Below are 24,469 nucleotides of genomic sequence, written 5' to 3' on the forward strand. Positions count from 1 at the left end.
TTACAGCCGTAATTAAGGGTTTTTTATTTTTAATGCATTTTGACTTTCTTATCTGATTTTCCTTCTACAATTTAGTATTTTAGCTTAAAAAATTGTGGCCAAATCTAAGTCTCCTAAGACAACCCCTTTAATGAAGCAGTACAATACCATCAAGGATAAATATCCTGATGCGATGTTGTTGTTTAGAGTCGGGGATTTCTATGAAACCTTTGGTGAAGATGCCGTTGCCGCCTCCCGCATACTTAATATCGTGCTTACCAATCGGAATAATGGTGGAGAACGCTCAGAACTTGCCGGTTTTCCTCATCATTCCCTCAATACCTACCTCCCCAAACTGGTGAAAGCAGGTCTGAGAGTGGCTATCTGTGATCAGCTGGAGGATCCGAAGCAAACCAAAACCATTGTTAAACGCGGTGTTACCGAATTAATTACACCCGGGGTATCCTTCAATGACGATGTCTTGTCACGAAATGACAATAATTTTCTCTGCTCCATTGTTCTGGGTCCTAAAGATAACTACGGGATTTCCTTTCTTGATGTTTCCACGGGTGAGTTTTTAGTATCTGAAGGCAGTCTTGAAGATGTAGATAAACTGATTCAGAATTTTTCACCAAGTGAGATTTTGATTTCAAAAAAACAAAAGACCTTACTGGCAGAAAAGCTGGGAAGTCAGCAGCCTTATTTTTACCTCGAAGACTGGGTGTTCAAATTTGATTTTTCCAATAACCTTATCAATTCTCATTTTAAAACCACTTCAGTCAAAGGTTTTGGGATACAGGATTATAATGAAGGACTGATCGCTTCCGGAGCTATTCTTCATTATTTGTCTGAAACGAATCACGCACAGCTTCAACATATCAATAACTTATCCCGAATCCCTAAAGAAGACTATGTCTGGATGGATAAGTTCACCATTCGAAATCTCGAATTATACCAGTCTACCACTTCAGAAGGCGTTTCACTTATCGACATTATAGACAAAACAATTTCAGCCATGGGCAGCCGACTTTTAAAACGCTGGCTTGCCTTCCCGCTCAAGAATCAGTATAAAATTAATCAACGCCTTGAAACCGTTAGCTTCTTAAAAAAGAATCAAAGCCTTCAACTTGAAATCAGATCTTATTTAAAAGAGATCAATGACCTGGAACGCCTGGTATCCAAGGTATCTACTCAAAAAATTAACCCGCGTGAACTTTTACAGTTAAAGAATTCCCTGGATATCATCGCTTCATGTCAGAAGACTTTAGAAAAATCCGGACATGAGTCTCTCGTCACCATCGCCGATCATCTCAATCCCTGTGATGTTTTAAGGTCCAAAATTGAGTCGTCGATTTCAGAAGAGCCTCCAGTCAATATTTTAAAAGGAAATGCAATTAAACCGGGTTATTCTGATGAGCTGGACGACTACCGAAAAATCGCTTTTTCCGGGCATGACTACCTCGATGAAATGCTTGACTCTGAATCCAAAAAAACGGGGATTCCAAGTTTAAAGATTGGCAGTAATAATGTTTACGGCTACTATTTTGAAGTCAGGCATGCCCATAAAGATAAAGTGCCGGCAGACTGGACAAGAAAACAAACCTTGGTCAATGCTGAACGCTACATTACTGAAGAATTAAAGATTTACGAGGAGAAAATTTTATCTGCAGAAGAGAAAATCTCAGGCTTGGAGCAAAAATTATTTCAGGAACTTGTCATATGGACTCAGGATTACATGAAAGTCATTCAGCAAAATGCCTTTCAGATCGCCCAGCTGGATTGCCTGTCCGGATTTGCTCAGCTTGCTCTGGAACACAATTATGCCAAACCGGCAATTAATGAAGGCTTCGAATTATCTATTAAAGACGGTAGGCACCCAGTCATTGAAATGCAACTCAAAGCAGAGGAAGAGTACATCAGTAATGACCTTTTCCTCGATCAGGAAAGCAACCAAATCATTATGATCACCGGACCGAACATGAGTGGTAAGTCGGCTTTGTTAAGGCAAACCGCTCTTATTGTTTTACTGGCACAAATGGGAAGTTTTGTACCCGCCACTTCCGCAGAAATCGGTCTGGTGGATAAGATATTTACTCGCGTTGGCGCCAGTGACAATATTTCGATGGGCGAATCGACGTTTATGGTAGAAATGAACGAATCGGCGAGTATTCTAAACAATCTGTCCAGCAGAAGCCTTGTCCTTTTGGATGAAATCGGACGCGGAACCAGTACTTACGACGGGATTTCGATTGCCTGGGCCATAGCTGAGTTTCTGCATGAGCACCCCAGTAAGGCTAAAACTTTATTTGCGACCCATTACCACGAGCTTAATGAAATGTCCAAGCAATTTGACAGGATCAAAAATTTCAACGTTTCTGTCAAGGAATTAAAGGATAAAGTTTTGTTCCTGAGAAAGCTCGTTCCTGGAGGTAGCGAGCATAGTTTTGGGATTCATGTGGCTAAAATGGCGGGTATGCCACAGTATGTAATTCAAAAAGCACATACTATTTTAAAGAAACTGGAATCCCTGAGGGATACCAATGATGACTCTGCCTCTCTAAAACAGGCGGTACAACCTGAGCCACAATTGAGTTTTTATAATATGGATGATCCTCTGCTTGAGCAGATTAAGGATGAGATTTTGAGGCTTGACATCGATACCCTCACTCCCGTAGAAGCTTTGATGAAGCTTAATGAAATCAAGCGTTTAATAGCACCTAAGGCCAAGAAGTAATTTTATCATATTTTAGCGAAAAGGTTTTGACAAATCAATTAATATATTAAATTTGCACTCGCAATATTTAATGCGAAAGTAGCTCAGGGGTAGAGCATCACCTTGCCAAGGTGAGGGTCGCGGGTTCAAATCCCGTCTTTCGCTCTTTCCGCTCGGATGGTGGAATTGGTAGACACGTTGGACTTAAAATCCAATGACCATTGCGGTCGTGCGGGTTCAAGTCCCGCTCCGAGTACAAGCCCTTTGAGAAATCATAGGGCTTTTTTTATTACAACAGGTTATGCCAAGAAAATTAAAAAACAGTGAGCTGGTTCGTAAAACCGATGATGAGTTTAAAGCCTCGTCCAAGACGCCGTTGATTTTAATTTTGGACAACATCAGGAGCCTTAATAATATTGGCTCTGTGTTTCGAACCGCCGATGCGTTTTTAATAGAGAAGATTTATCTGTGTGGTATTACCGCGACACCACCCCACAAAGACATCCAAAAAACAGCTTTAGGAGCTACGCAAACGGTGGAATGGTCCCATAGGGAAAGCACGTTGGAACTCATTCAGGAATTGAAAGAAAGCGGCGTTCAGGTCCTGTCCATCGAACAGGCTGAAGATTCAGTCTCACTGGAAGAATTTAATCCGCATCCCGATTTAACGTATGCTTTTGTGTTTGGAAACGAAGTGAAAGGAGTGCAGCAAGCCGTTGTCGATGCTTCTAATGCCGTTCTGGAAATCCCCCAGCTTGGAACCAAACATTCTTTGAACATCTCAGTTACAGCCGGGGTATGCGTTTGGGATTTTATGTCGAAAACCCAGTTTAAATCCTAAGCTTTTTCTTTTTGTAGTTTTTCCTGAAGCATTTTCAATTCGTCCCTAAACCTTGCGGCTTCCATGAAATCCAAATCCTTTGCTGCTTTTTCCATGGACTTCCTTACCAGGGTCATTCTCTTTTTCAAATCGGTTTCGTTGTAATTTTCCGCTGCTTCTTCTGCCGCCTGTAAAGTTTGAGTTTCAATAACCTCGTAAGGCTTATCTTTTTTACCGCTTAAAGCTGAGTTGTGAGATTTTTTAAGAGCCTGAGGCGTGATATTATGTTTGGTATTGTATTCGATTTGTTTAGATCGTCTGTATTCAGTCTGGTCTATGGTTTTTTGCATGCTATCCGTAATTTTATCGGCGTACAGAATCGCCTTTCCTTCCAGATGACGCGCAGCACGACCTATGGTTTGCGTCAGAGTTCTGTTGCTTCGCAGGAAACCTTCTTTATCGGCATCCAAAATGGCAACCAAAGACACTTCTGGTAAATCTAAGCCTTCCCTTAATAAATTTACGCCCACCAGCACATCAAACACACCCTTTCGTAAATCAGACATGATTTCCACACGTTCCAGCGTATCGATATCACTATGTATGTAGCGTGTTCTGATTTTTACTCTGGTAAGATACTTGGTGAGTTCCTCAGCCATACGTTTAGTCAGCGTAGTAACTAAAATACGCTGATCTTTATCAACGCGCTTATGGATTTCCTCGATCAAATCATCAATTTGATTTTGGCTGGGTTTCACTTCAATTACAGGATCCAGTAAACCTGTTGGGCGTATCACTTGTTCCACATACACCCCGTCACATTTTTGGAGTTCGTAATCTGCCGGAGTTGCACTTACATAGACCACCTGGTTTTGCAGCGCTTCGTATTCTTCAAGTCTCAAAGGTCGATTGTCCATGGCTGCCGGCAGTCTGAAGCCGTAATCGACTAAGTTTTCCTTTCTGGATCGATCTCCACCGTACATCGCACCCACTTGCGGTATGGTGACGTGACTCTCATCCACAATCATCAGATAGTCGTCAGGAAAATAATCCAACAGACAGAAAGGTCTTGTCCCGGGCTGTCTTCCATCCAGATACCTGGAGTAATTCTCAATACCGGAACAATAGCCCAATTCTTTTATCATTTCCAGATCGAAATTGGTACGCTCTTCAATTCGCTTAGCTTCAAGAGGTTTGCCTATGTCTTTGAAGTACTCTATCTGTTTACCCAAATCAATGGCGATTTGGTCGATGGCAGAATTTAGCACTTCAGGAGATGTCACGAATATATTGGCCGGATAAATATTCAGCTTATCATACTTAGCGATGATTTCATTGGATTCTACGTTAAAGGCTTCAATTTCCTCAATTTCATCTCCAAAAAAGTGAATGCGATACGCGTGGTCGGCATAGCCGGGAAAGATATCCAGCGTGTCTCCTTTTATTCTGAAATTGCCTCGGTTAAACTGAACTTCAGTTCTGGAATATAAACTTTGAACCAAGCGCTGAAGCAATTTCGTTCTTGGAATCTGCTGATCCACTTCTATTGAAATGACATTTTTTTGAAATTCAACCGGGTTTCCAATACCGTAAAGGCAACTTACGGAGGCCACCACCAAAACATCACGACGGCCTGAAAGCAGGGACGAGGTGGTGCTCAACCTGAGTTTTTCGATTTCATCATTGATCGATAGATCCTTCTCAATATAGGTTCCGCTTGAAGGGATGAAGGCTTCAGGCTGGTAATAGTCGTAGTAAGACACAAAATATTCAATCGCGTTCTCAGGGAAGAAGGCCTTAAATTCTGAATATAACTGAGCGGCAAGCGTTTTATTATGCGCCAGGACAAGGGTTGGTTTTTGAACACTTTCAACGACGTTGGCCATCGTAAATGTTTTTCCAGACCCGGTAACGCCAAGCAAAGTTTGATAACGCTCATTAGAGTTAAGTCCCTTTATCAGCTTTTCAATGGCCTGAGGCTGATCCCCGGTAGGTTTAAAGTCTGACTTTAAATTGAATTTCATTCAAATCTGTTTTCTGCGAAGATACCTCGCTTCCAGGTCAACGCAAAGTTAAAGCACTTCCTTTGGCATTAATTTCACAGGTATAAAATTCAGAAGAAAACCTAAAAAAGCATCTTATTTTAAAACAAATCTTACCAGGACGTCACTGCTGATTTTAAACTGATCGAAAGAAAGATTAGTTGTTGCTTCTTCTTGGTTACCGGTCGAATCACTTCTTATCTGCATATCCGAAGCCTGTCCCTGCAAAGCATAGATGTAGGAATTGGTTTCTGAAATAAAAAGGGCCTTGCCTAGCTCCTGACCGACTGCATCAGCCATGGCCTTAGCATTTCTCATGGCATTAGCTACAGCTTTTCCTTTCATCGAGGTTTGAAATTCTTTGATCTTAGAATGTTCCGTTTTATTCAAATTGACGTTGGCAATGCCAATGTTTTGCAGGCTTCTTAAAACATTTCCCAGTGAAGATGCCTGATAAACCAAAAGGCTGTAGTCTTTGGTTTTTAGGACTTTCTGACCTGAGAAAAAGTAAGATTTGAAATCGCTACTCGCATCGGCTACAAAAAGCTGTTTGTCAATATCTATATCGAGTTTTTTAAATTCTGAAATCATTTGCTGTTCCATTTCCTCAAGACTTGAATTACCGCTGATTTCTTCTTCAGAAATGCTAATGCCCAGATAAATGCGATCTGGAGTTACTAAGGTATCGGCCGTTCCCTTGACTTCAATAAAAGGCTGATCGATGAAGTTTTTTTGTTGGGCATGGAGACTTAAGAATGAAAGTATAAACAGGGGTAGGCTTAAAAAGAGTCTCATAAGATTAAATTTGGATTTTGAAGTTAACGCTTTAAAGTGAAACTACCAGTTTCGATGGTCCCATCTGTAAGTCGAATACGGTACCAGTAGTCATCAGAGGGCATATTTTTACCATTATAGGTTCCGTCCCAGCCCGCATCTTTATTCGTAAACGATCGCATAAGCTTGCCATACCTGTCATAAATCTGCAGCAGAATATCTTCCTGATTATTTTCCAGCAGTCCGCTTATTTCCCAAATATCGTTATTACCGTCTCCATTGGGAGTGAAGAACTTCATGATGCCCAATACACCAATGGTTTTTTCCGAAATACCACAGCCAAATTTATCTCTTACATAGACCTTATAAATGCCAGAAACTAGATTTTCAAATCGGTTTGAATCCTGGAAATTAAGGGGTTCCTCAATGGCAAATTCATAATCCCCAAGATTTGAAGGGTCTATGATGATTTCAATGGAATTATTCAGGTCGCTGAAATGTTCTACGCTGGATTCGAAGTCTGCAATGTCGGATTCTCTTACTTCAAATTCTTTGATCAGGCTGCAGCCAAAAGTAGGATCGCTGATTTCTACGGTGTAAATTCCAGCCTGATTGACCTCGATGGCTTGAGAAGTTTCTGAAGTAGACCATAAAAAGTCATAGTTGCTGAGGGTGTTTCCATCGATTAAAGCGCTGAGTTGAATGGTTTCGGGAAAATCTTCAAGACAATAAATCAAAGCTGTTGCTTCTGGACTGACATTGGGAAAAAGGAAGGTTGACAGTTCAATTTCCACCAGGTTTATGCAAGATTCAAAACTTTCTACAATTCCAAAAATACGACTTAGGTTAGAGGTGTTTTCAAAATTTTGAGGATTCAGAATTGGATTTTCAGCATCGAGGGCATCACTTTCAGATTCATAAAACTCAAGACTTAATTCATCAGGGGAAACCTCATTCACATTTTCAGTCAGTTGGCTGATGGCCTCTTCGAGATTAAACGTGGCATAGCCCAGTTCAGGATTATTACAGCTCTGCAGTACAACTGAATTGTAATCAGGGCTTTTATTGAATATCAGGTTGTAATCAAAGGTTTTTATGCAACTCCCATCCAGAAGATCCACTTCCAGGGTATAGGTGTCGGAAACCGGAAATTCAGCATCCTGCTGAACATTTACAGTCAAAGCGGACGTGTTTTCTCCGGTCATTCGGTTTCCATTTTGAAACCAGGTGAAGACTCCATTTTCGAACGTATTTTGTTCCAGGGTATGTTGGAAGGTATCGCATAAGCGGATGGTTTCAGATTCAAAGGCAGGTTGGGACTCTTCAATTTCAAAAGGCTTTGTGACCATACAATCTTCGCCTATAAACCGAATGTCCACGAAATAATCACCTGCTGAGTTTATCTCAATTGACGGACCTGTCTCTCCTGTAGACCATAGGTATTCATAGCGCGATGCATCTTCATTATCTTTTATGGCTTCCAGGCTTAGGGTCTCAGGAAAATCAGCAGTACAATAGATCAGGACTTCAGGAGTTACATCCACATCCGGGAAAAATCGATTGGTTAATTTGAATTCGACAAGCTTTTCGCAAATCGTATTCGTTTTTACTTTAACACTGATAGAATTGAGGTTTTCAGTATTTATAAAATCCGCTGAAACAGCGATAGGATTAGTTCCCGTTTCGGCATCTGTTGAATTTCTATAAAGCTCTATGTCGAATTCTTCCGGATTCATTTCGACCTGCTCACTAAGTTTAGAAACCACTTCAGTTAAATCAAAAACAGCATCGCTCCCCTCTTCTTTACAGGTGAGCAGCTTGTCGTCTTCAAAGGCAGGACTTTGGTTAAAAAGGATCGTGGCAATACCAAAAAAAGGACAATCTCCGTTGTTTAAATCAACTTCCAGGCGGTAATTATGCTCAACCGGAAAATCTGCCGAGGGGTTTTGACTGATATTCAAAATGTGACTGGTTTCGCCTGGCAGAACTGTTCCATCTTTAGACCATGTATAAGTTGCTCCTGGAATATCCTCGTAACCTAATTGATAGGTATAGGTGTCACAAAGGGAGACCTGCTCAATAACTTCTTCATTATCGGTTTCAACGATGGGAACTCTCTGACTGAAAAGCGACTGGATAAAAGGCGGTAAGCCAAATGTTGCTATGTTTCCGTTTAATGCTATAGCTCCCTCAGATATATTTTGTGTATAATTTGCGGCTGCTCCTATTTCATTGGGATTATTAATGACGCCTAATTGGAAAGTATTGATTAAGGAATGATAAATTTTACCATCGGGGCCAAGTTGTAAGGCCGAGGTGGTTTCATTCGAATTTGAAATCGTCTCAATCGAATTGGGGATGTCTGCAGCATCTAAATTCCATTGATAAATTTTGGTGGATGTGTCACGTACAGTGGCGTAGGCTTTTCTGCTATCCTGAGAAAATTCAACGCCATAGGCATTAACATTCTCTATCAGTTCAATGGGGTTAGAAACCTCTCCGGTTAAGTTATTAAAGTCGTATAAATAGACATTTCCGTCATCAAGGTTTGCATCTGTTACAGGGTTATAATTTGAGGTGTTATGCGCAATCAATAACTTATCTCCCTGTGGGGAGGCTTTTAGATAGCCTATTGCCGCTCTTCTGTAATTTGATACTTCCAGCAGAGGAGGGACTTCCGAAATCACAGGTTCATCATCGACCCCACCTGCATCAATAAGAAAGGCGTAAAATTTATTTCTAAACTGAGTAATGACCCAGACGGAGTTGCAGTCGCGACCTCTTACGGCTGTGATTTTCTCAGAAGCTTTATATTTAACTTCCTCAGCATCATTAGGGTCGTAGGTTATAAGCTCTTTATTTTTTTGGCCGGGAATAACATCGCCAAGGCCGCCATTTAGGGCCATATTAACAATGGAATAGTTTAAGCCATTATTAAACCCGTCATCAGCTTCAGGGACTCCCTGTTCGGTATCTGTGTATTCAGAGATCGGGTTTCCGTTGGCATCTGCCGGGCCCTGATTAGGGTAAGCATTAGCATTTTCGTGATGAGGCTCATCAACGGTAAAAACAAAGTAAAGATTTGGGTTTGTAGGATGGGGAACTATCAAGCCGCTAGAGGTACTCGAAGGATCGCCTTTCAAACCTCTGCCGGCAAAATAGTCAGCATTAGGCATGATTTGGTGATTCCTGTTCCAAATCGTCCTGCCATCGGTGTACATCAACAGATTACCATCGGAGTCAGAAATGGAAGAACAGCCTTCTAGGGTATTGAGCTGACCATCAGAAAGTGCTGTCGGCGGGTTGGTGTTAAATGTGATTCCGGCATTTCTTCCAAAATACCAATTGTCAGCCTGGCCCTGAGCGTAAAAAGATACACTAGATAAGCAAATTAACAAGGTCAATATTTTATTCAAGGCTAAACTATTTTCTCAAATATAATTTAAAGATCTCTTTTTTGTAAGAGTTTCCAGGACGAATAAATAAATATAAAACTCCAGGCCAGGACAATGAGTATGGCAGACCATTCCACATCGTAGGATTTTGTGAATTCTGAATTCAACTGGGTAGCCGCCGATTTTACAATACCCAATCTAGTAAAAGGTTCTATGATTAAATTGCTCATAGACTGCAGGGGTAAAACGTTGAGGATAACGTCTAAAGATTCAGCCTGGAATTTGACAAATAACTGAACAATCCCTTCAAAAATCCACAGCAGGAAAAGAAATCCTAAGGCAAAGGCTGAGCGTTTGAGCAAAATTCCAAAAAACAAACACAAGGAAAAGAATCCAACTAATTTTAAAAAATAGGCGAAGATGTATTCAAGATCAGAAAAAATAATACTGAATTCATCATAATCAGAAAAAATCAATCCCAAGACCAGACTGACGATAAACAGCAGTAAAGTAGAGGCGAAGGCAAAGCCTAAAACGCCATAAAACTTCGATAAAATGAATTCTTTTTTGCTCAGGCCGTCAATCAGGTTTTGCTTCAACGTTCTGTTGGTGTATTCGCTGGAAACCATGGATACAATGACTACGGCAAGGAATAATTTTAAAAAAGCGACAAAGTAGGCGTTGAAATGCCAGATGAAGGGGAAGTTGAAAATCCCCTGATCCGCCAACCTGAAATCGATGGAGCCAAAGTTGAATTTGATGGAAGTAAACAAGGCGATGGCGCTGAAAAGGATAAAATAAATAAGGCTGAGAATTTTTGCAGCTCTGTTATTCCTGAGTTTGTGAAATTCTATGAGAAAAAGTCTTTTCATTGTTAAGGCTTATTGATTCTTGGTTAATTTTAAAAACTGCTCTTCCAGGGTTTCTTTACGCTTGACGAGATGCGTGAGTAAAATCCCTTTTTCGAAGCATTCCTGATTGAGAAATTTTGCTTCATAAGGCTGAGCTAAAATCGCTTTGATTAGATCGTTGTCTTCTTCATCATAACGTTCGATAGCTGAATGCGTTGCCAGGAATGATTTTAATTTGTCTTTCTGTTCGCTTTTCAATTCAAAAAAACCATGTGTAGCATTCAATTCGTCTACAGGTCCGGCATATAATTTCACTCCCTTGCGAATGACAACGACATGGGAACAGACTTTTTCAACTTCATCCAGAAGGTGTGAGGCCAGTAGAATAGTCATGCCGTCTGCGGCTATTTTCTTGATGATTTCTCGAATCTGATGAATACCCTGAGGATCCAGTCCATTGGTAGGCTCATCCAAAATGAGAATTTCGGGATCATTGAGCAAGGCTGAAGCAATCGCCAGCCGCTGCTTCATTCCTAAGGAATAGCTTTTGAAATGATCTTTCTTTCTGTCGTGAAGATTCACGATTTCCAAAACATCATCAATTCTGGAATAGTTTACCCCTTTGATCTTGCAGACCAGTTTGAGATTATCTTCAGCGCTCATGCTTGGATAAAAGTTGGGGCTTTCAATTATGGCCCCTACTTTTTTTAGCGCTTCGTGTGTATTCATATCTCCGCCAAACCATTCAAATGAGCCGGAAGAAGGATTTACTACATTGAGTACCATGCCTAAGGTCGTAGATTTACCGCTGCCGTTTGGACCCAGTATCCCATAAACATTTCCTTTTTGAATATCGAAAGTCAAAGCATCTACTGCGGTGAGGCTTCCGAACTTTTTGGTAAGTTCTTTTAATTTTAAAATAGTTTTCAAGGCTAAGTGGTTTCCTGTAAGACGAAAAGCTCTGGCTAATGTTACATGTAAAGCTAGCAAATTTGCTACCTTTGAGGAAAAAGCAGTCTATGGAAAAGAAACTCATGTCTAGAAAAAAGCCCACGTTTGCTATCAATGAGAATCTCAATAAATACCTGCAGACCTACAACAGAAACACGAGAATTCCGGTTTCTTATGATGATTTATTGAGGTTTTCGGGTTCCATAGTGGTTTACGACAGACATGATGAAGACACCTTATGGGTGAGATGTTATTATTCTGACTTTGACCGCGAAGAAATTGATAACAGTCTAAAACGGGTGTATCTTATTCTCCATTCTGATGGACGAAGTGAACACATGGATTTTCTCAATGTGGATGCCATAGATTACTGCACTTTTGGAAACTCTAAGCCTTTCAGAATAAAAATAAGAAACATTCTGAATGACAATTTCACTTACTTCTACGTCAAAAAAGCAGATGCCTCCAGGATATATGGTCTTGATTTTGAGCATATTCTATCTCCCCACCGGATTAATTTTTTAGTGTACAAGGATACTTTAATCGAAGAACATATCGCAGGAATTCCCGGTGATGTTTTTATTAAGGAGCATTTGCCAGAATGCAACTCAAGAGCACGAAATGAAATTGCCAAGCAGTTTGTGAAATTTGACGAGCGCTGTACCCTAAGACTTCTTGGAGATATGCGTTCTTACAATTATGTGGTGATTCCTACCCACGATTTTGATCATGTGGATTATAAAATCAGAGCCATAGATTTTGACCAGCAAAATTATGAGGGGAATCTGAAAGTTTACCAGCCACACTTTTTCAAAGAAAACCGTCCCCTGGTGAAGATGGTTTCAGAATTATTGCAGGATACTTCAGTTGAGCAATACCGAAAGGAGGAACGCTCTCAGGTAGCGAAACGACTCATCACTTCAGAAAAAAGATTTAGGATGTTGATTCGCTGCATGATCAAAGACCGAGTCTCTTCAGACGACAACGTAAAAATGCTTAAAAAGCAGCTGGTGGATTATACCAGAGACATTCGGTTCAAACGCTGCAGAACGATGGGTCATATCCTAAAAACAGCTTTAGATTTCGTGAAAAGAAATTATTTGGAAATAGAATAATTCTAAGCCTGAGCTTCACTTGTATCCTTGTTTTTTCTATTTTAGAGCCCAAATCAAAAAATATAATTATGAATAAAATAAATTTCTTATGTCTGGCTTTTGGCTTGAGTATTTTTACTTTGCCTTCAGCTTTTGCACAGCTAGACAATAACCAGTCGCAGTTCGATGAATTTATGGACAGGTCAGGTAATGTCTACAGGTCAGCTTCAGGAAAACCTGGTCCAGAATATTTTCAAAATGAAGCAGACTATACCATCAAAGCTAATTTGGATCCTGAAACGCACATTATTACAGGGCAAGTTACGATGAAATATATCAATAACAGTCCGGAAGATTTGGATTACATCTGGATGTATTTAGAGCAGAACAGATTTACCGAAGATTCCAGAGGAACTTTGACGACCCCTGTTGAAGGCAATCGCTATGATGGCGATCCACTGGAAGGCGTTGAAATTTCAAATCTACAAGCTGAAGTCAGAGGGTCTACATCCTCAAAACACTTGATCTCCGATACAAGAATGCAGGTCTTTTTTGATGAACCCTTAAAAGCGAATGGAGGTAAAGCCGAAGTATCCATGAACTTTAAGTTTGAAGTTCCTGTTAACGGTATGGACAGAATGGGACGTCTCAGCACCAAGAACGGCGAGATTTATGCCATTGCCCAATGGTTTCCCCAGGTTGCTGTTTTTGATGATATCGAAGGCTGGAATGTGGAACCCTATTTAGGTGCCGGAGAATTTTATTACGATTATGGTGAGTTTGATGTCGAAATTACCGTCCCTCATAACTACCTAGTGGTAGCTTCCGGAGAACTGCAAAACCCAAAAGATGTGTTGTCTTCTAAAGTTTACGATCGCTATAAAAACGCCCTGGAAAGCCAGGAAACAGTGACTTTAATTTCTTCTGAAGAAATTGGAGATTCCTCTGTGTTTGCAAATCAAAGCGGAACACAAACCTGGCATTATAAAATTGAAAATTCAAGAGATTTTGCCTTTGCCACTTCCAAAGCTTTTATATGGGATGGCGCTCAATTCAATTTGCCTAGTGGTAAAACCGGCCTGGCACATTCTGCTTACCCAATTGAAAGCTACGGACAAAATGCCTGGTCCAGATCTACAGAATACAGCAAAGCATCCATAGAATACTACTCCGAAAAATGGTACGAATATCCTTATGCTGCAGCGGTTAATGTAGCTGCAGATATTGGCGGAATGGAATACCCGGGACTTAACTTTTGCAGCTGGAAAAGCACAGGAGCAGGTTTATGGGGAGTGACCGACCATGAATTTGGTCATAACTGGTTTCCTATGATTGTAGGGAGTAATGAAAGACGGTATGCATGGATGGATGAAGGTTTCAATACGTTTATCAATTACTACAGCACTCAGGCTTTTAATGATGGGGAATACCCGACACGATTGAATCAGCCAAGAACACTGGCGGGCTGGTTTTTAAGCGAAGGACGCGAGGGTATCGATACCTATCCGGATGTCGCTAATCTGAGAAACCTGGGTATGGTTGCCTATTACAAGCCTGCATTAGGACTGGTCACTCTAAGAGAATACATCCTTGGGGAAGAACGTTTTGACTATGCGTTTAAATCTTATATCGAGACCTGGGCGTTTAAACACCCTCAGCCTAAAGATTTCTTCAATCACATTGAAAATGCAGCAGGTGAAAATCTATCCTGGTTTTTTGATGCCTGGTTTTACGGAACAGGGAATATCGATTTAGCCATAGACTCCTTGAGAAAGCGAGATGGTGCATATTTCTTAACCGTTTCCAATAGAGGAGATATTCCAATGCCTGTACACATGCAGATTACTTTTGAAGATGGTACCACGGAAATGAAAAGCCTTCCTGTGGAAATCTGGCAAAGGGGAGATACCTGGACTCATAAATTTGAAACCCAAAAAGAAATAGAATCCATTGAAATCGATCCTGAAAAAATTCTGATGGATGTGAATTATTCCAATGACAAATGGCCGGTCACTATTTATAAGGATTAATGGATGATCTTTAACCAAAAAGCCTCGCTTCATAACATTGGAGCGAGGCTTTTTAGTTTACAGACGTAGAACTTATAAACCGGAGATGCTCTCGGCATTTACTTGTCTGTCCACTTTTCTCAGTAAGCCCTGAAGAACTTTTCCGGGACCCACTTCGGTAAAGTCGGTGGCACCGTCGGCAAGCATTTGCTTCATGGTTTGTGTCCATTTCACCGGGGCTGTGAGTTGCTTCATTAAATTGGTTTTAATGTCTTCAGGATCTGAAACCGCGGTCGTGGTCACGTTTTGATAGACAGGACATTTAGGTGTATTGAATCTGGTAGATTCAATCGCTTTTGCCAGTTTCTCTCTGGCAGGCTCCATGAGTGGCGAGTGAAAAGCTCCTCCTACAGGAAGAAGCAGGGCGCGTTTTGCTCCCTTTTCTTTTAAGGCTTCGCAAGCCTTTTCTACAGCCTCATGAGAACCGGAAATCACCAGTTGCCCGGGACAGTTGTAATTGGCAGGAACCACAACGCCGTCGATGTTTTTACAAACCTCTTCCACCACGTCATCCTCCAGGCCTAAAACTGCAGCCATGGTGGATGGATTGATCTCGCAGGCTTCCTGCATAGCCAAGGCGCGTTTATGAACCAGCCTCAAGGCATCTTCAAACTCCAGAGTGCCATTGGCTACCAGGGCAGAAAATTCTCCTAAAGAATGGCCGGCTACCATATCAGGTTGAAAAGAATCGCCAAGCACTTTGCTTAAAATCACAGAATGTAAAAAGATAGCGGGTTGGGTGACTTTGGTTTCCTTCAGGTCTTCCGCAGTGCCTTCAAACATGATTTTGGCAATGTCAAATCCAAGGATATCATTGGCCTGGTGAAACAGAGTTCTTGCTTCTTCTGATGAATTGTATAAATCCTGACCCATTCCGGTGAATTGAGCCCCCTGTCCGGGAAATATGTATGCTTTCATAAGTGTTTATTTAATTTACATGGCAAAGATACTATTTTGAAGTATTTTGAAAGCATACAGACGGGGTTCTCGACGGAGCTTGTTTAGAGCGGATTCGATCTGTAATTTTAGATTTTAGAGGATATTTTGTTTAGGTTCGAGTTGCCTGTGCTGAGCAAAGACGAAGTAGAGTCGAGAACAAACAAAATTTTAACATCTGTAGATTTATAAATAAAAGAATATTATTCCTATGTTTGTAGCATGTTTAATAACAAAAACAATTCTTGGTGGTGGTCTTTATTACGTCAAACGTCGTGACCTAGATCCTGCTATGTACATATTTCATAAAGGCTTGTCTATCACGACAGGCCTTTTTTAATTTTTAAAAACGCTGAGTCTTAAACTATGAGTTATTCTTTAAAAACCACCTATCAAAAGTTACTTGCAGATACGTTTACGCCGGTAAGTGCTTATCTCAAAATCAGAGATAAATATCCGAATTCTTTACTTCTGGAAAGTAGCGATTACCATACCAATGACAACAGTTTCAGTTACATCTGCTGCAATCCCATCGCTCATTTTAAAGTAGAACACGAGGAAATTGAATTTAAATACCCTGACGGCACGTTCAAAAGCATCGCCATTGATAAAAACATCGATGTGGCTGATGAATTAAAAAAGTACCTGGCCGAATTTGAGGTAGATGATCACAACTTCAAATTTTTGACGCAGGGGCTTTTTGGATTTACCACCTATGACGCGGTGCGGTATTTTGAAAATCTAAACATCGATAAGAGCAAGTCCAAACTGGGTTTGCCGGATATGCTTTACAATGTCTTTCAAAATGTGATCGTGATCAATCACTTCAATGATGAAGCCTATGTCTTTAACCATGCTTATGATGGAACAGATCGCATTCCTGAATTGAAATCTCTTTTGAAAAATCAGAATTATACCGAGTATGATTTTGAATTGGATGGTGAAGAGGAATCGCCGATTACCGATGAGGAATTTATGGAGTACGTGACCAAGGCAAAAGCACACTGTCAGCGTGGAGATGTCTTTCAGATGGTCATGTCCAGACGATTCTCTCAGGGCTTTAAAGGAGATGAATTCAATGTGTATCGAAAACTGAGAAGCATCAATCCGAGTCCGTACTTATTTTACTTCGACTTTGGAAACTACAAAATCTTCGGCAGTTCACCAGAAGCGCATTTGGTTGTTCAGGAAGGTAAAGCAGAGATTCACCCGATTGCCGGAACCTTCAAGCGAACCGGAAACGACCAGGAAGATGCTGCGATGGCTTTAAAATTATCGGAAGATGTAAAGGAAAATTCAGAGCACGTGATGCTGGTAGATTTGGCCAGGAATGACCTTAGCCGTCATGGTAAAAACGTAAAAGTGGAGACCTACAAAGAAGTTCAGTATTTCTCGCATGTGATTCATCTGGTAAGTAAAGTAACTGCCGAAGTCAATCCGGAAGACAGCCTGAAGTTGCTGGGAGATACTTTTCCGGCAGGAACCTTAAGCGGCGCACCAAAACATAGGGCGATGTCACTGATAGAAAAATATGAAAACATCAGCCGGGAGGCCTATGGCGGTGCGATAGGTGTTATCGATTTCAAAGGAAATATGAACCAGGCCATTATCATCAGAAGTTTTGTGAGTAAAGATTTAAAATTGCATTTTCAGGCGGGTGCAGGGGTGGTGAGCGACAGTACCGAAGAAAACGAACTACAGGAAGTCATCAATAAACTTGGAGCTTTACGTAAAGCTTTAGATCAATAAAAACGAAATCATGAAGAAAATATTAGTCATAGATAATTACGATTCTTTTGTGTACAACCTGGTGCATTATCTGGAAGAATTTGATGCCGAAGTCACCGTCAAAAGAAACGATGAGGTCGATCTCGATGAGGTGGCCCAGTACGATAAGATTTTGCTTTCGCCGGGACCTGGTATTCCCGATGAAGCCGGACAGCTAAAAGCCATTATCAAAGCTTTTGCTCACGAAAAACCAATGCTCGGGGTGTGTCTGGGTCAACAAGCCATCATGGAGGTGTTTGGCGGCGAACTGCTGAATTTGGACAAGGTTCACCATGGCGTTGCGACAGAGATCAAAACCATGGTAGAAGATGAAGTACTTTTTAGGGGCTTACCTGCCACCATGATGGTTGGGCGTTACCATTCGTGGGTAGTGAAGCAGGAATTACCAGAGTGTCTGGTAGCCACTTCCGTCGATGAACAAGGTCAAATCATGTCCCTGCGCCATAAAGAATACGATGTAAGAGCGGTTCAGTTTCATCCGGAATCGGTGTTAACGCCTGAAGGCAAACAAATGATCAAAAACTGGATAGAAAGTTAACTAACCTCTCAAACGCAATTTTACTATGAAAGATATACTCAATCGTCTTATACAGCAGGAGCAGCTTTCCAAGGAAGAAGCCAGGGAGGTATTGCTTCAAATCTCCAATGGAGAATTCAGCGATCTTCAAATCGCTTCTTTCCTCACCGTGTTTATGATGCGCAGCATCAGCGTGGAAGAACTGGAAGGCTTTCGGGATGCGCTTTTAGAGCTTTGCATTCCTGTGGATTTCCAGGGGGAAGCGGTTATGGATTTGTGCGGTACAGGGGGTGACGGTCAAAACACCTTCAACGTATCCACGGCGGCTTCTTTTGTAGTTGCAGCCATGGGTGTGAAAGTGGCGAAACACGGTAACTACGGTGTTTCATCTGTCAGTGGAAGTTCCAACGTGCTGGAAGCGATGGGTATCCAATTCTCCAGCGAGCAGGGATTTTTAGACCGTTGCCTTAACGAGGCCAATATTGCGATTCTTCACGCACCGCTCTTTCATCCGGCGATGAAAAATGTAGCCCCTATTCGGAAATCACTCGCACTTAAAACCTTTTTCAATATGCTGGGGCCTATGGTAAATCCGGCTAAACCAAAGTTTCAACTGGTAGGGGTTTACGATCTGGAGCTCTTGAGAAAGTATCACTATTTATATCAAAAAACCGATAAAACCTATTGCATTCTGCATGACCTCAATCAATATGATGAGATTTCACTCACGGCTAAAACCAAGTGTGTGACCAGGTCTAAGGAAATATTTTTGTCTGCCCGAGATTTCGGCGTTTTGCCTGTGACCAAAGAAGAAATCTATGGAGGAGATACGGTAGAAAGTGCCGCTGATATTTTTTATCAAATCTTAAGCGGAAACGGAACAGAGGCCCAAAACCATGTGGTCTGTGCCAATGCGGCCGCAGCCATTTCCACAGCAAAATCCATCGCGATAGGAGAGGCTTTTAACGAATCCAAAAGCATTCTGAAAGGCGGTAAAGCCCTGGAGGTCTTGAACCAACTAAAAACCATAAGTCAGTCATGAAAAGGATTTTAGAAGAGATTATCACTTATCAGCAGCTGCTTGTCAGCCTTAAGAAAGAAACGATGCCCGTCGAAGTTTTGAAGTCATTCCCCGGGTTTTCAAATCCAACCCGAAGCTTAAAGCAGTCTGTGGCAAGTTCAGAACAAGGGATTATCGCTGAATTTAAAAGGCGATCGCCCAGTAAAGAAGCGATTAACTTGAAGGCAGACGTGATGGAAATCGCCCAAAGCTATGAACAAATGGGTGCTGCCGGGATGTCGGTGCTGACCAATCAGCGCTATTTTGGAGGAAGTCTGGAGGATTTACAGCTGGCTAAATCGGTTTGCAACCTGCCGATACTTCGCAAAGACTTTATGGTGGATCCCTATCAGATGTATGAGGCCAAAGCCTATGGAGCGGATGCGATACTGTTAATCGCTAATGCTTTACCTTCCGAAAAACTGGAGGAACTGGCGGTTTTAGCACAGGAGTTGGGGCTGGAAATCCTGTTTGAAATTCATGAGGCTGAAGAAATTGAAAAACTGGCTTCAAAACACATCGATCTCATCGGTGTCAACAATCGAAACTTAAGCACGTTTGAGGTTGATATTCAGCAGGGACTGGATATGTTGCCGCATCTGCCTTCAGAATTGCTGAAAATTTCAGAGAGTGGAATACAGGACACGGAAACGATTGGAAAGTTGATTGAGCAGGGCTTTAACGGTGTTCTGGTAGGAGAGTTTTTTATGAAGCAAAAGGCCGCAGAACAAAATACAAATAACCGATGAAAGTAAAAGTCTGTGGGATGAAACATCCCGAAAATATCAAGGCACTTGCCGAGTCGGACATCGATTATATGGGGTTTATTTTTTATGAAAAATCACCGCGTTTTGCGGAAACTCCGGTCAGACTCCCTGCCCGGATTCAGAAAGTAGGGGTATTCGTAAACGAAGATATTGCTGTCATTGTGGAGAAGGTAAATCAATTCGGCTTACAAGTGATTCAGTTGCACGGAGATGAAACCCCCGATTTTTGCTTGGAACTCAGAACGGCACTAGACCATGCGGGGCAGGCTGAGGTTAGCTTATGGAAGGTATTTTCGATAAAGTCAGCTTCAGATTTTAAAGGCGTTGAAGCCTACTGCTCTGCTGTTGACGGCTATTTGCTGGACACCAAAGGCCAGTATCGCGGAGGCACAGGTGAGAAATTTGACTGGCAGTTGCTGGAGCCGCAGAATTTTTCAAGACCTGTGATGCTCAGCGGGGGCATTGGGCCGGAAGATGCTGAACAAGTGAGTCAGTTATATAAAGACGGGCTGATTGCGGGCGTTGATGTCAATTCAGGGTTTGAAGAGGAACCCGGCCTTAAAAATATAAATTTAATACACGAATTTTTACAAAACCTTAGAACCAATGAGTAAGTATAGCGTGAGTGAAAAAGGATTTTACGGAGATTTTGGCGGGGCCTATATCCCGGAACTACTGTTTCCGAATGTCGAAGAATTAAGACAAAACTATAAGCAGATTATAGGGACGGATGATTTTCAAAACCAGTTCAAAAGCCTTTTGAAGGACTATGTTGGTCGACCTACGCCCTTATATCTGGCTGAAAACCTGAGCGAAAAGTACAAGACTAAAATCTACTTGAAACGGGAAGATTTGTGTCATACCGGAGCGCATAAAATCAACAATACGGTTGGGCAAATCCTTCTGGCCAAGGCGCTTGGGAAGCGTCGCATCATCGCCGAAACCGGTGCAGGCCAGCATGGCGTAGCTACAGCGACGGTCTGTGCACTGATGGGTCTGGAATGTATCGTGTACATGGGTGCTGTGGACATCGAGCGGCAGGCGCCAAACGTAGCCCGCATGAAGATGCTGGGCGCCACAGTGGTTCCGGCGACATCGGGAAGCAAAACGCTGAAAGACGCGACCAATGAGGCGATTCGCGACTGGATTAACCATCCGAAGGACACCCATTACATCATCGGTTCTGTGGTAGGACCACATCCTTATCCGGACATGGTCACGCAGTTGCAGAGTGTGATTTCCAAAGAGGTAAAAGCTCAGATGCTGGAAAAAGAAGGCCGTGAACTGCCAGATTATGTCATTGCCTGTGTGGGTGGTGGAAGTAATGCCGCCGGACTTTTCGCAGATTTCATGGATCATGAAGACGTGGGTATCATCGGCGTGGAAGCCTCAGGTAAGGGTGTGGATACTACCGAATCTGCCGCCACTACGATTTTGGGACGCGAAGGGATTATTCATGGCAGTAAAACGCTGTTGATGCAAAACACCGACGGGCAAATTACCGAGCCGTATTCCATTTCCGCAGGATTGGATTATCCGGGCATTGGACCGCTGCACGCGCATTTGTTTAAAACAGGGCGTGGCAAATTCGTCTCGATTACCGATGCCGAAGCCATGGAAGCAGGCCTGGAACTGAGCCGAATGGAAGGCATTATTCCGGCCATAGAAACGGCTCACGCCTTTGCGATTTTCAAATACCTGGAGTTCAAGGAAGACGATGTGCTGGTGTTTAACTGCTCGGGACGTGGAGATAAAGATCTGGAGACGTATAGGAAGTATTTTGGGTATTAAGGTTTTGCCTATGTTACCTGATGGTGATAAAAATAGAACAAAGACTATAGAACAAAGAGCAAAGAAAAAAGATAGTTTAAACCTTAGTGTCCTTCATGACTCCGTGGTAAGATTTCACCGCCATGACGCAAAGAATGCAGAGAAATGAAAACAATAGTTTAAACCTTTGTGTCCTCCGTGACTCTGTGGTAAGAAAAGAACACAGAACATGGAGCAAAGAACAAGATGACAGTTCGAGTGATCCCGTCCGTTTTGTTGGGATTGTATCGAGAACTAGAGATGATTTCAAATACAATAGTTGTTGATCTGTAAAAAGTCAAGAGCAAGAAACAAAGAACAAAGAAAAAAGATAGTTTAAACCTTAGTGTCCTTCATGACTCCGTGGTAAGAATACACCTCAAAAGGTGACAAAGAAAACGATAATTAATAAGTGATTTTTACTTCTAACATAATTACCTAGCAATACAAAACTAAAACCTATGAACAGAATAAATCAAGCCCTGGCTCAAGATAAAAAACTGATTTCCATTTACTTCACGGCGGGGTACCCGGAGCTGGAAGACACCACTGAAGTCATCAAACGCCTTGCAGACGCGGGAACCGATGTGATCGAAATCGGTTTGCCCTACAGCGATCCTCTGGCGGACGGGCCGGTGATTCAAAAAAGCTCAGAACAGGCTTTGCGCAATGGTATGAGTACTCGGAAATTGTTTCAGCAGTTGCAGGGCATCCGCGATACGGTGGATATTCCGTTGATCGTGATGGGCTATTTCAACGCCATGCTGCAATTTGGGGTGGAAGATTTTTGTAAGGCATGCGAAGCTATCGGTATTGATGGCATCATTATGCCCGACTTGCCCATCGATATCTTCGAAAGGGACTATAAAGCCCTTTTTGAAACCCACGGACTCAAATTTGTGCCGCTTATCACCCCGGAAACTTCCGAAGAGCGCATTAAAACCATCGACGAATTGGGCGATAGTTTTGTGTATATGGTGAGTTCTTCAAGCACCACAGGCGGAGAGCAGGGGTTTGGCGAAGAAGCCATGTCTTATTTCAAACGCATCTCCGATATGAATCTGAACAACAGCCTGATGGTAGGCTTTGGAATCAAAGATGCGTTCAGCTTTGAGCAGGCCAGCCGGTTTACCAGCGGTTGCATCATCGGCTCTGAGTTTATCCGCCGACTGACCAATGCAGGGATGGAGGGCATAGCTCCTTTTATAAAGTCACTGAAATAAGAAGTTTTCCTGCTGTAAAAGTCCGGATTGTGTTTTTTATTTTTTTTTGAATTTGCTTTCGTTTGCTGTACAGCTTAAAGATATCCAGCTTCAAGGTATTGAGAAGACCTACACCTCCGTCCGTTGAGCGTGTAGATTGAATTTGAAAGTTGGTGATTGATATGCTGAGATTAACTGAAGGCTTTGAATTTCAGAAATTTACGGTTTTCCCGTAGTAAAAGTAAGGTCGAACCGTAAGCCTTTTAAATCTTATGGGTCTATTATTGCTTTGTTAATAAGTTGCAAAGTGATTTTACACACACACACACACACACACACACACAGCCGAGTAATGCATTCTTTCATCGAATAAGGCTGCAGTATGGCTTTCCTTAGTTATTATTTCAGAAAAAAAAATCTAGAAATACTAATAACTAATACCCATACGAATGAAAACACATCCGATTAAACCGCTACTATTGTTTTTTTTACTCTTTGTCGTGATCTACAGTTGTGAAAAGAATGATAGTATTATTAAACAAGAGAAGGGCCTTAAGACGGTAGCTTTTGAGGACGCTCAAAATTTTATAAAACAAATTGAGCAGGGAAAAAATAAAACTTCTGGAGAAAATTTTATCACCTCATTTTCAGAAGACATAAGCTACGAAGATTTAACCAATACAGAAGAAGAGCTTGCGGTAATACCTGTCACCACTCTGTATCCAAAGTTGTATAGTAGATTGGTTTTATTGACTATTGATAATAAAATACAAAGCGCAGTAGTAAGCTTAAACCCGTTTGAAGATGCTACACCCACTAGTTTTTCGGGAGAACTATTGATAACAGATAGAGAAGGCAATATACAGGGAGTTTTGGTTATTGAGAAAAATGCCATTGTAGCTGAGTATAAGCATAACGGATTTGGTCATAAAAGCCATAAAAGTGATACGGGTAAGACTACTGCTGCCACAAATTGCTGGTGTGGTTTATCCAATTGTGATTGGTGTGGAGAACTTGATGAAGTTATTATAACTGCAGATGTATCTGATACACCACCAGTACCATACGTATCTATTTCTTATATTTATACAACAGACGGAGGTGGTGAAGACACTAATGAATGGGATCTTGGTAGTAGTGGTGGAGGTTATGCCGATTTAGACCCCGACTCTGAAAATGATAAACCTTGTCCCGGTGATCCTGTTAACAATCCTGAAATTGTTTCTTCAGGGGCATCAGGAAAAAAAGGAGGAACTTTTGGATGTACAAGACAAGGGGATACAGATTGCTCCCCGCCTTTTGATAAAGAACACGATGGTATGGACATAAAAGCTGAACTAGATACAAATGTATATGCTATGTATTCAGGAAAAGTAAGCAACATAAGAGATTCATTTAGTCCAGGTCAGTATCAAATAGATTCATACGGTAATTATGTTATTATTACTTTTCAGATAAATGGTAATACATATTTTGCGAAATACAATCATTTAAATACTGTTTCATTAGTTCAAGGGCAAAGCGTAGTTGCTGGGGATATAATTGGTACCGCTGGTAATACTGGTAATGCTGCTTCAGCTGGTGTAACACCTCATATACATTTACAGGTGTTTAATTCTTCTTGGCAGAGTATAAACCCTTCTGATTTTTTAAACACAAAATACGATAATAATCATAATCCAATTTCAAATTGTAATTAATC

At 41.6% G+C, this 24,469-nt stretch carries 18 protein-coding genes and 2 tRNA genes; 14 read left to right on the forward strand and 6 right to left on the reverse strand.

From position 1 onward, the window contains the following. Positions 1–94 precede the first annotated feature (94 nt). The 4 genes from mutS (at position 95) to G3567_RS11890 (ending at position 3,533) form a co-directional block, all read left to right on the forward strand. On the forward strand, positions 95–2,713 hold the full coding sequence (mutS, locus tag G3567_RS11875; RefSeq protein ID WP_317164179.1) for a DNA mismatch repair protein MutS: 2,619 nt from the start codon (positions 95–97) through the stop codon (positions 2,711–2,713). Positions 2,714–2,785: 72 nt separating this feature from the next. After that, a tRNA-Gly gene (locus tag G3567_RS11880) sits at positions 2,786–2,857 on the forward strand. Between the two features lie 6 nt (positions 2,858–2,863). Next, positions 2,864–2,948: transfer RNA gene (locus G3567_RS11885), tRNA-Leu, on the forward strand. A gap of 45 nt (positions 2,949–2,993) precedes the next feature. Further along, the gene (locus tag G3567_RS11890) at positions 2,994–3,533 is read left to right on the forward strand and encodes an RNA methyltransferase (protein WP_164005541.1); all 540 of its coding nucleotides are present in this window, start codon (positions 2,994–2,996) and stop codon (positions 3,531–3,533) included. On the opposite strand, the gene uvrB is transcribed toward G3567_RS11890, so the two are convergent. The 5 genes from uvrB to G3567_RS11915 all read right to left on the reverse strand — a co-directional run bounded on the left by uvrB (position 3,530) and on the right by G3567_RS11915 (position 11,504). Next, positions 3,530–5,536 (reverse strand): excinuclease ABC subunit UvrB, encoded by a 2,007-nt coding sequence (gene uvrB, locus G3567_RS11895; protein WP_164005542.1) that lies wholly within the window; start codon positions 5,534–5,536, stop codon positions 3,530–3,532. The two genes, G3567_RS11890 and uvrB, sit on opposite strands and share 4 nt — an antisense overlap. 114 nt (positions 5,537–5,650) lie before the next feature. After that, positions 5,651–6,349, reverse strand: coding sequence for an SIMPL domain-containing protein (locus tag G3567_RS11900; RefSeq protein WP_164005543.1), 699 nt, complete (start codon positions 6,347–6,349; stop codon positions 5,651–5,653). Positions 6,350–6,372: 23 nt separating this feature from the next. Continuing rightward, positions 6,373–9,726, reverse strand: a complete 3,354-nt coding sequence (locus tag G3567_RS11905) for a T9SS type B sorting domain-containing protein (RefSeq protein ID WP_164005544.1) — start codon at positions 9,724–9,726, stop codon at positions 6,373–6,375. Between the two features lie 44 nt (positions 9,727–9,770). Beyond that, positions 9,771–10,595 carry an ABC transporter permease gene (locus G3567_RS11910; protein WP_164005545.1) on the reverse strand — a complete coding sequence of 275 codons (825 nt, stop codon included), beginning with the start codon at positions 10,593–10,595 and terminating at the stop codon, positions 9,771–9,773. A gap of 9 nt (positions 10,596–10,604) precedes the next feature. Beyond that, a complete protein-coding gene (locus tag G3567_RS11915; protein WP_164005546.1) occupies positions 10,605–11,504 on the reverse strand; it encodes an ABC transporter ATP-binding protein in 900 nt (299 codons plus the stop codon). Between the two features lie 89 nt (positions 11,505–11,593). Here G3567_RS11915 and G3567_RS11920 point away from each other — a divergent pair, with 89 nt between their 5' ends. Beyond that, the gene (locus G3567_RS11920; protein ID WP_164005547.1) at positions 11,594–12,640 is read left to right on the forward strand and encodes a hypothetical protein; all 1,047 of its coding nucleotides are present in this window, start codon (positions 11,594–11,596) and stop codon (positions 12,638–12,640) included. A gap of 68 nt (positions 12,641–12,708) precedes the next feature. Beyond that, positions 12,709–14,649, forward strand: coding sequence for a M1 family metallopeptidase (locus G3567_RS11925; RefSeq protein WP_164005548.1), 1,941 nt, complete (start codon positions 12,709–12,711; stop codon positions 14,647–14,649). Between the two features lie 72 nt (positions 14,650–14,721). On the opposite strand, the gene fabD is transcribed toward G3567_RS11925, so the two are convergent. Further along, a complete protein-coding gene (gene fabD / locus G3567_RS11930) occupies positions 14,722–15,606 on the reverse strand; it encodes an ACP S-malonyltransferase (RefSeq protein WP_164005549.1) in 885 nt (294 codons plus the stop codon). Between the two features lie 384 nt (positions 15,607–15,990). On the opposite strand from fabD, the gene G3567_RS11935 reads away from it, so the two are divergent. From G3567_RS11935 to G3567_RS11970, 8 genes are all read left to right on the forward strand, one after another. Beyond that, positions 15,991–17,373: an anthranilate synthase component I family protein gene (locus tag G3567_RS11935; RefSeq protein WP_164005550.1), complete on the forward strand. Its 1,383-nt coding sequence runs from the start codon at positions 15,991–15,993 to the stop codon at positions 17,371–17,373. Positions 17,374–17,383: 10 nt separating this feature from the next. Next, positions 17,384–17,950: an anthranilate synthase component II gene (locus G3567_RS11940; protein WP_164005551.1), complete on the forward strand. Its 567-nt coding sequence runs from the start codon at positions 17,384–17,386 to the stop codon at positions 17,948–17,950. A 25-nt stretch (positions 17,951–17,975) separates the two neighbouring features. Continuing rightward, positions 17,976–18,971: an anthranilate phosphoribosyltransferase gene (trpD, locus tag G3567_RS11945; protein ID WP_164005552.1), complete on the forward strand. Its 996-nt coding sequence runs from the start codon at positions 17,976–17,978 to the stop codon at positions 18,969–18,971. After that, on the forward strand, positions 18,968–19,738 hold the full coding sequence (gene trpC / locus G3567_RS11950; protein WP_164005553.1) for an indole-3-glycerol phosphate synthase TrpC: 771 nt from the start codon (positions 18,968–18,970) through the stop codon (positions 19,736–19,738). Before trpD ends, trpC begins: the two co-directional genes overlap by 4 nt. After that, positions 19,735–20,370: a phosphoribosylanthranilate isomerase gene (locus G3567_RS11955; RefSeq protein WP_164005554.1), complete on the forward strand. Its 636-nt coding sequence runs from the start codon at positions 19,735–19,737 to the stop codon at positions 20,368–20,370. The genes trpC and G3567_RS11955 overlap by 4 nt, the downstream gene beginning before the upstream one ends. Continuing rightward, positions 20,363–21,547 (forward strand): tryptophan synthase subunit beta, encoded by a 1,185-nt coding sequence (gene trpB, locus G3567_RS11960; RefSeq protein ID WP_164005555.1) that lies wholly within the window; start codon positions 20,363–20,365, stop codon positions 21,545–21,547. The genes G3567_RS11955 and trpB overlap by 8 nt, the downstream gene beginning before the upstream one ends. A gap of 479 nt (positions 21,548–22,026) precedes the next feature. Then, positions 22,027–22,788: a tryptophan synthase subunit alpha gene (gene trpA / locus G3567_RS11965; protein ID WP_164005556.1), complete on the forward strand. Its 762-nt coding sequence runs from the start codon at positions 22,027–22,029 to the stop codon at positions 22,786–22,788. Positions 22,789–23,216: 428 nt separating this feature from the next. Continuing rightward, positions 23,217–24,467, forward strand: coding sequence for a M23 family metallopeptidase (locus G3567_RS11970; protein WP_164005557.1), 1,251 nt, complete (start codon positions 23,217–23,219; stop codon positions 24,465–24,467). Positions 24,468–24,469 lie beyond the last annotated feature (2 nt).

The organism is Psychroflexus aurantiacus (assembly GCF_010820555.1).
Taxonomy (GTDB): domain Bacteria; phylum Bacteroidota; class Bacteroidia; order Flavobacteriales; family Flavobacteriaceae; genus Psychroflexus; species Psychroflexus aurantiacus.

What these genes read in the sequence shown, in the direction of transcription:
- G3567_RS11890 (WP_164005541.1), top strand. Translation starts at nt 2,994, where the DNA reads ATGCCAAGAAAATTAAAAAACAGTGAGCTGGTTCGTAAAACCGATGAT.
- uvrB (WP_164005542.1), bottom strand. Translation starts at nt 5,536, where the DNA reads ATGAAATTCAATTTAAAGTCAGACTTTAAACCTACCGGGGATCAGCCT.
- G3567_RS11900 (WP_164005543.1), bottom strand. Translation starts at nt 6,349, where the DNA reads ATGAGACTCTTTTTAAGCCTACCCCTGTTTATACTTTCATTCTTAAGT.
- G3567_RS11910 (WP_164005545.1), bottom strand. Translation starts at nt 10,595, where the DNA reads ATGAAAAGACTTTTTCTCATAGAATTTCACAAACTCAGGAATAACAGA.
- G3567_RS11920 (WP_164005547.1), top strand. Translation starts at nt 11,594, where the DNA reads ATGGAAAAGAAACTCATGTCTAGAAAAAAGCCCACGTTTGCTATCAAT.
- G3567_RS11925 (WP_164005548.1), top strand. Translation starts at nt 12,709, where the DNA reads ATGAATAAAATAAATTTCTTATGTCTGGCTTTTGGCTTGAGTATTTTT.
- fabD (WP_164005549.1), bottom strand. Translation starts at nt 15,606, where the DNA reads ATGAAAGCATACATATTTCCCGGACAGGGGGCTCAATTCACCGGAATG.
- G3567_RS11935 (WP_164005550.1), top strand. Translation starts at nt 15,991, where the DNA reads ATGAGTTATTCTTTAAAAACCACCTATCAAAAGTTACTTGCAGATACG.
- G3567_RS11940 (WP_164005551.1), top strand. Translation starts at nt 17,384, where the DNA reads ATGAAGAAAATATTAGTCATAGATAATTACGATTCTTTTGTGTACAAC.
- trpD (WP_164005552.1), top strand. Translation starts at nt 17,976, where the DNA reads ATGAAAGATATACTCAATCGTCTTATACAGCAGGAGCAGCTTTCCAAG.
- trpC (WP_164005553.1), top strand. Translation starts at nt 18,968, where the DNA reads ATGAAAAGGATTTTAGAAGAGATTATCACTTATCAGCAGCTGCTTGTC.
- G3567_RS11955 (WP_164005554.1), top strand. Translation starts at nt 19,735, where the DNA reads ATGAAAGTAAAAGTCTGTGGGATGAAACATCCCGAAAATATCAAGGCA.
- trpB (WP_164005555.1), top strand. Translation starts at nt 20,363, where the DNA reads ATGAGTAAGTATAGCGTGAGTGAAAAAGGATTTTACGGAGATTTTGGC.
- trpA (WP_164005556.1), top strand. Translation starts at nt 22,027, where the DNA reads ATGAACAGAATAAATCAAGCCCTGGCTCAAGATAAAAAACTGATTTCC.
- G3567_RS11970 (WP_164005557.1), top strand. Translation starts at nt 23,217, where the DNA reads ATGAAAACACATCCGATTAAACCGCTACTATTGTTTTTTTTACTCTTT.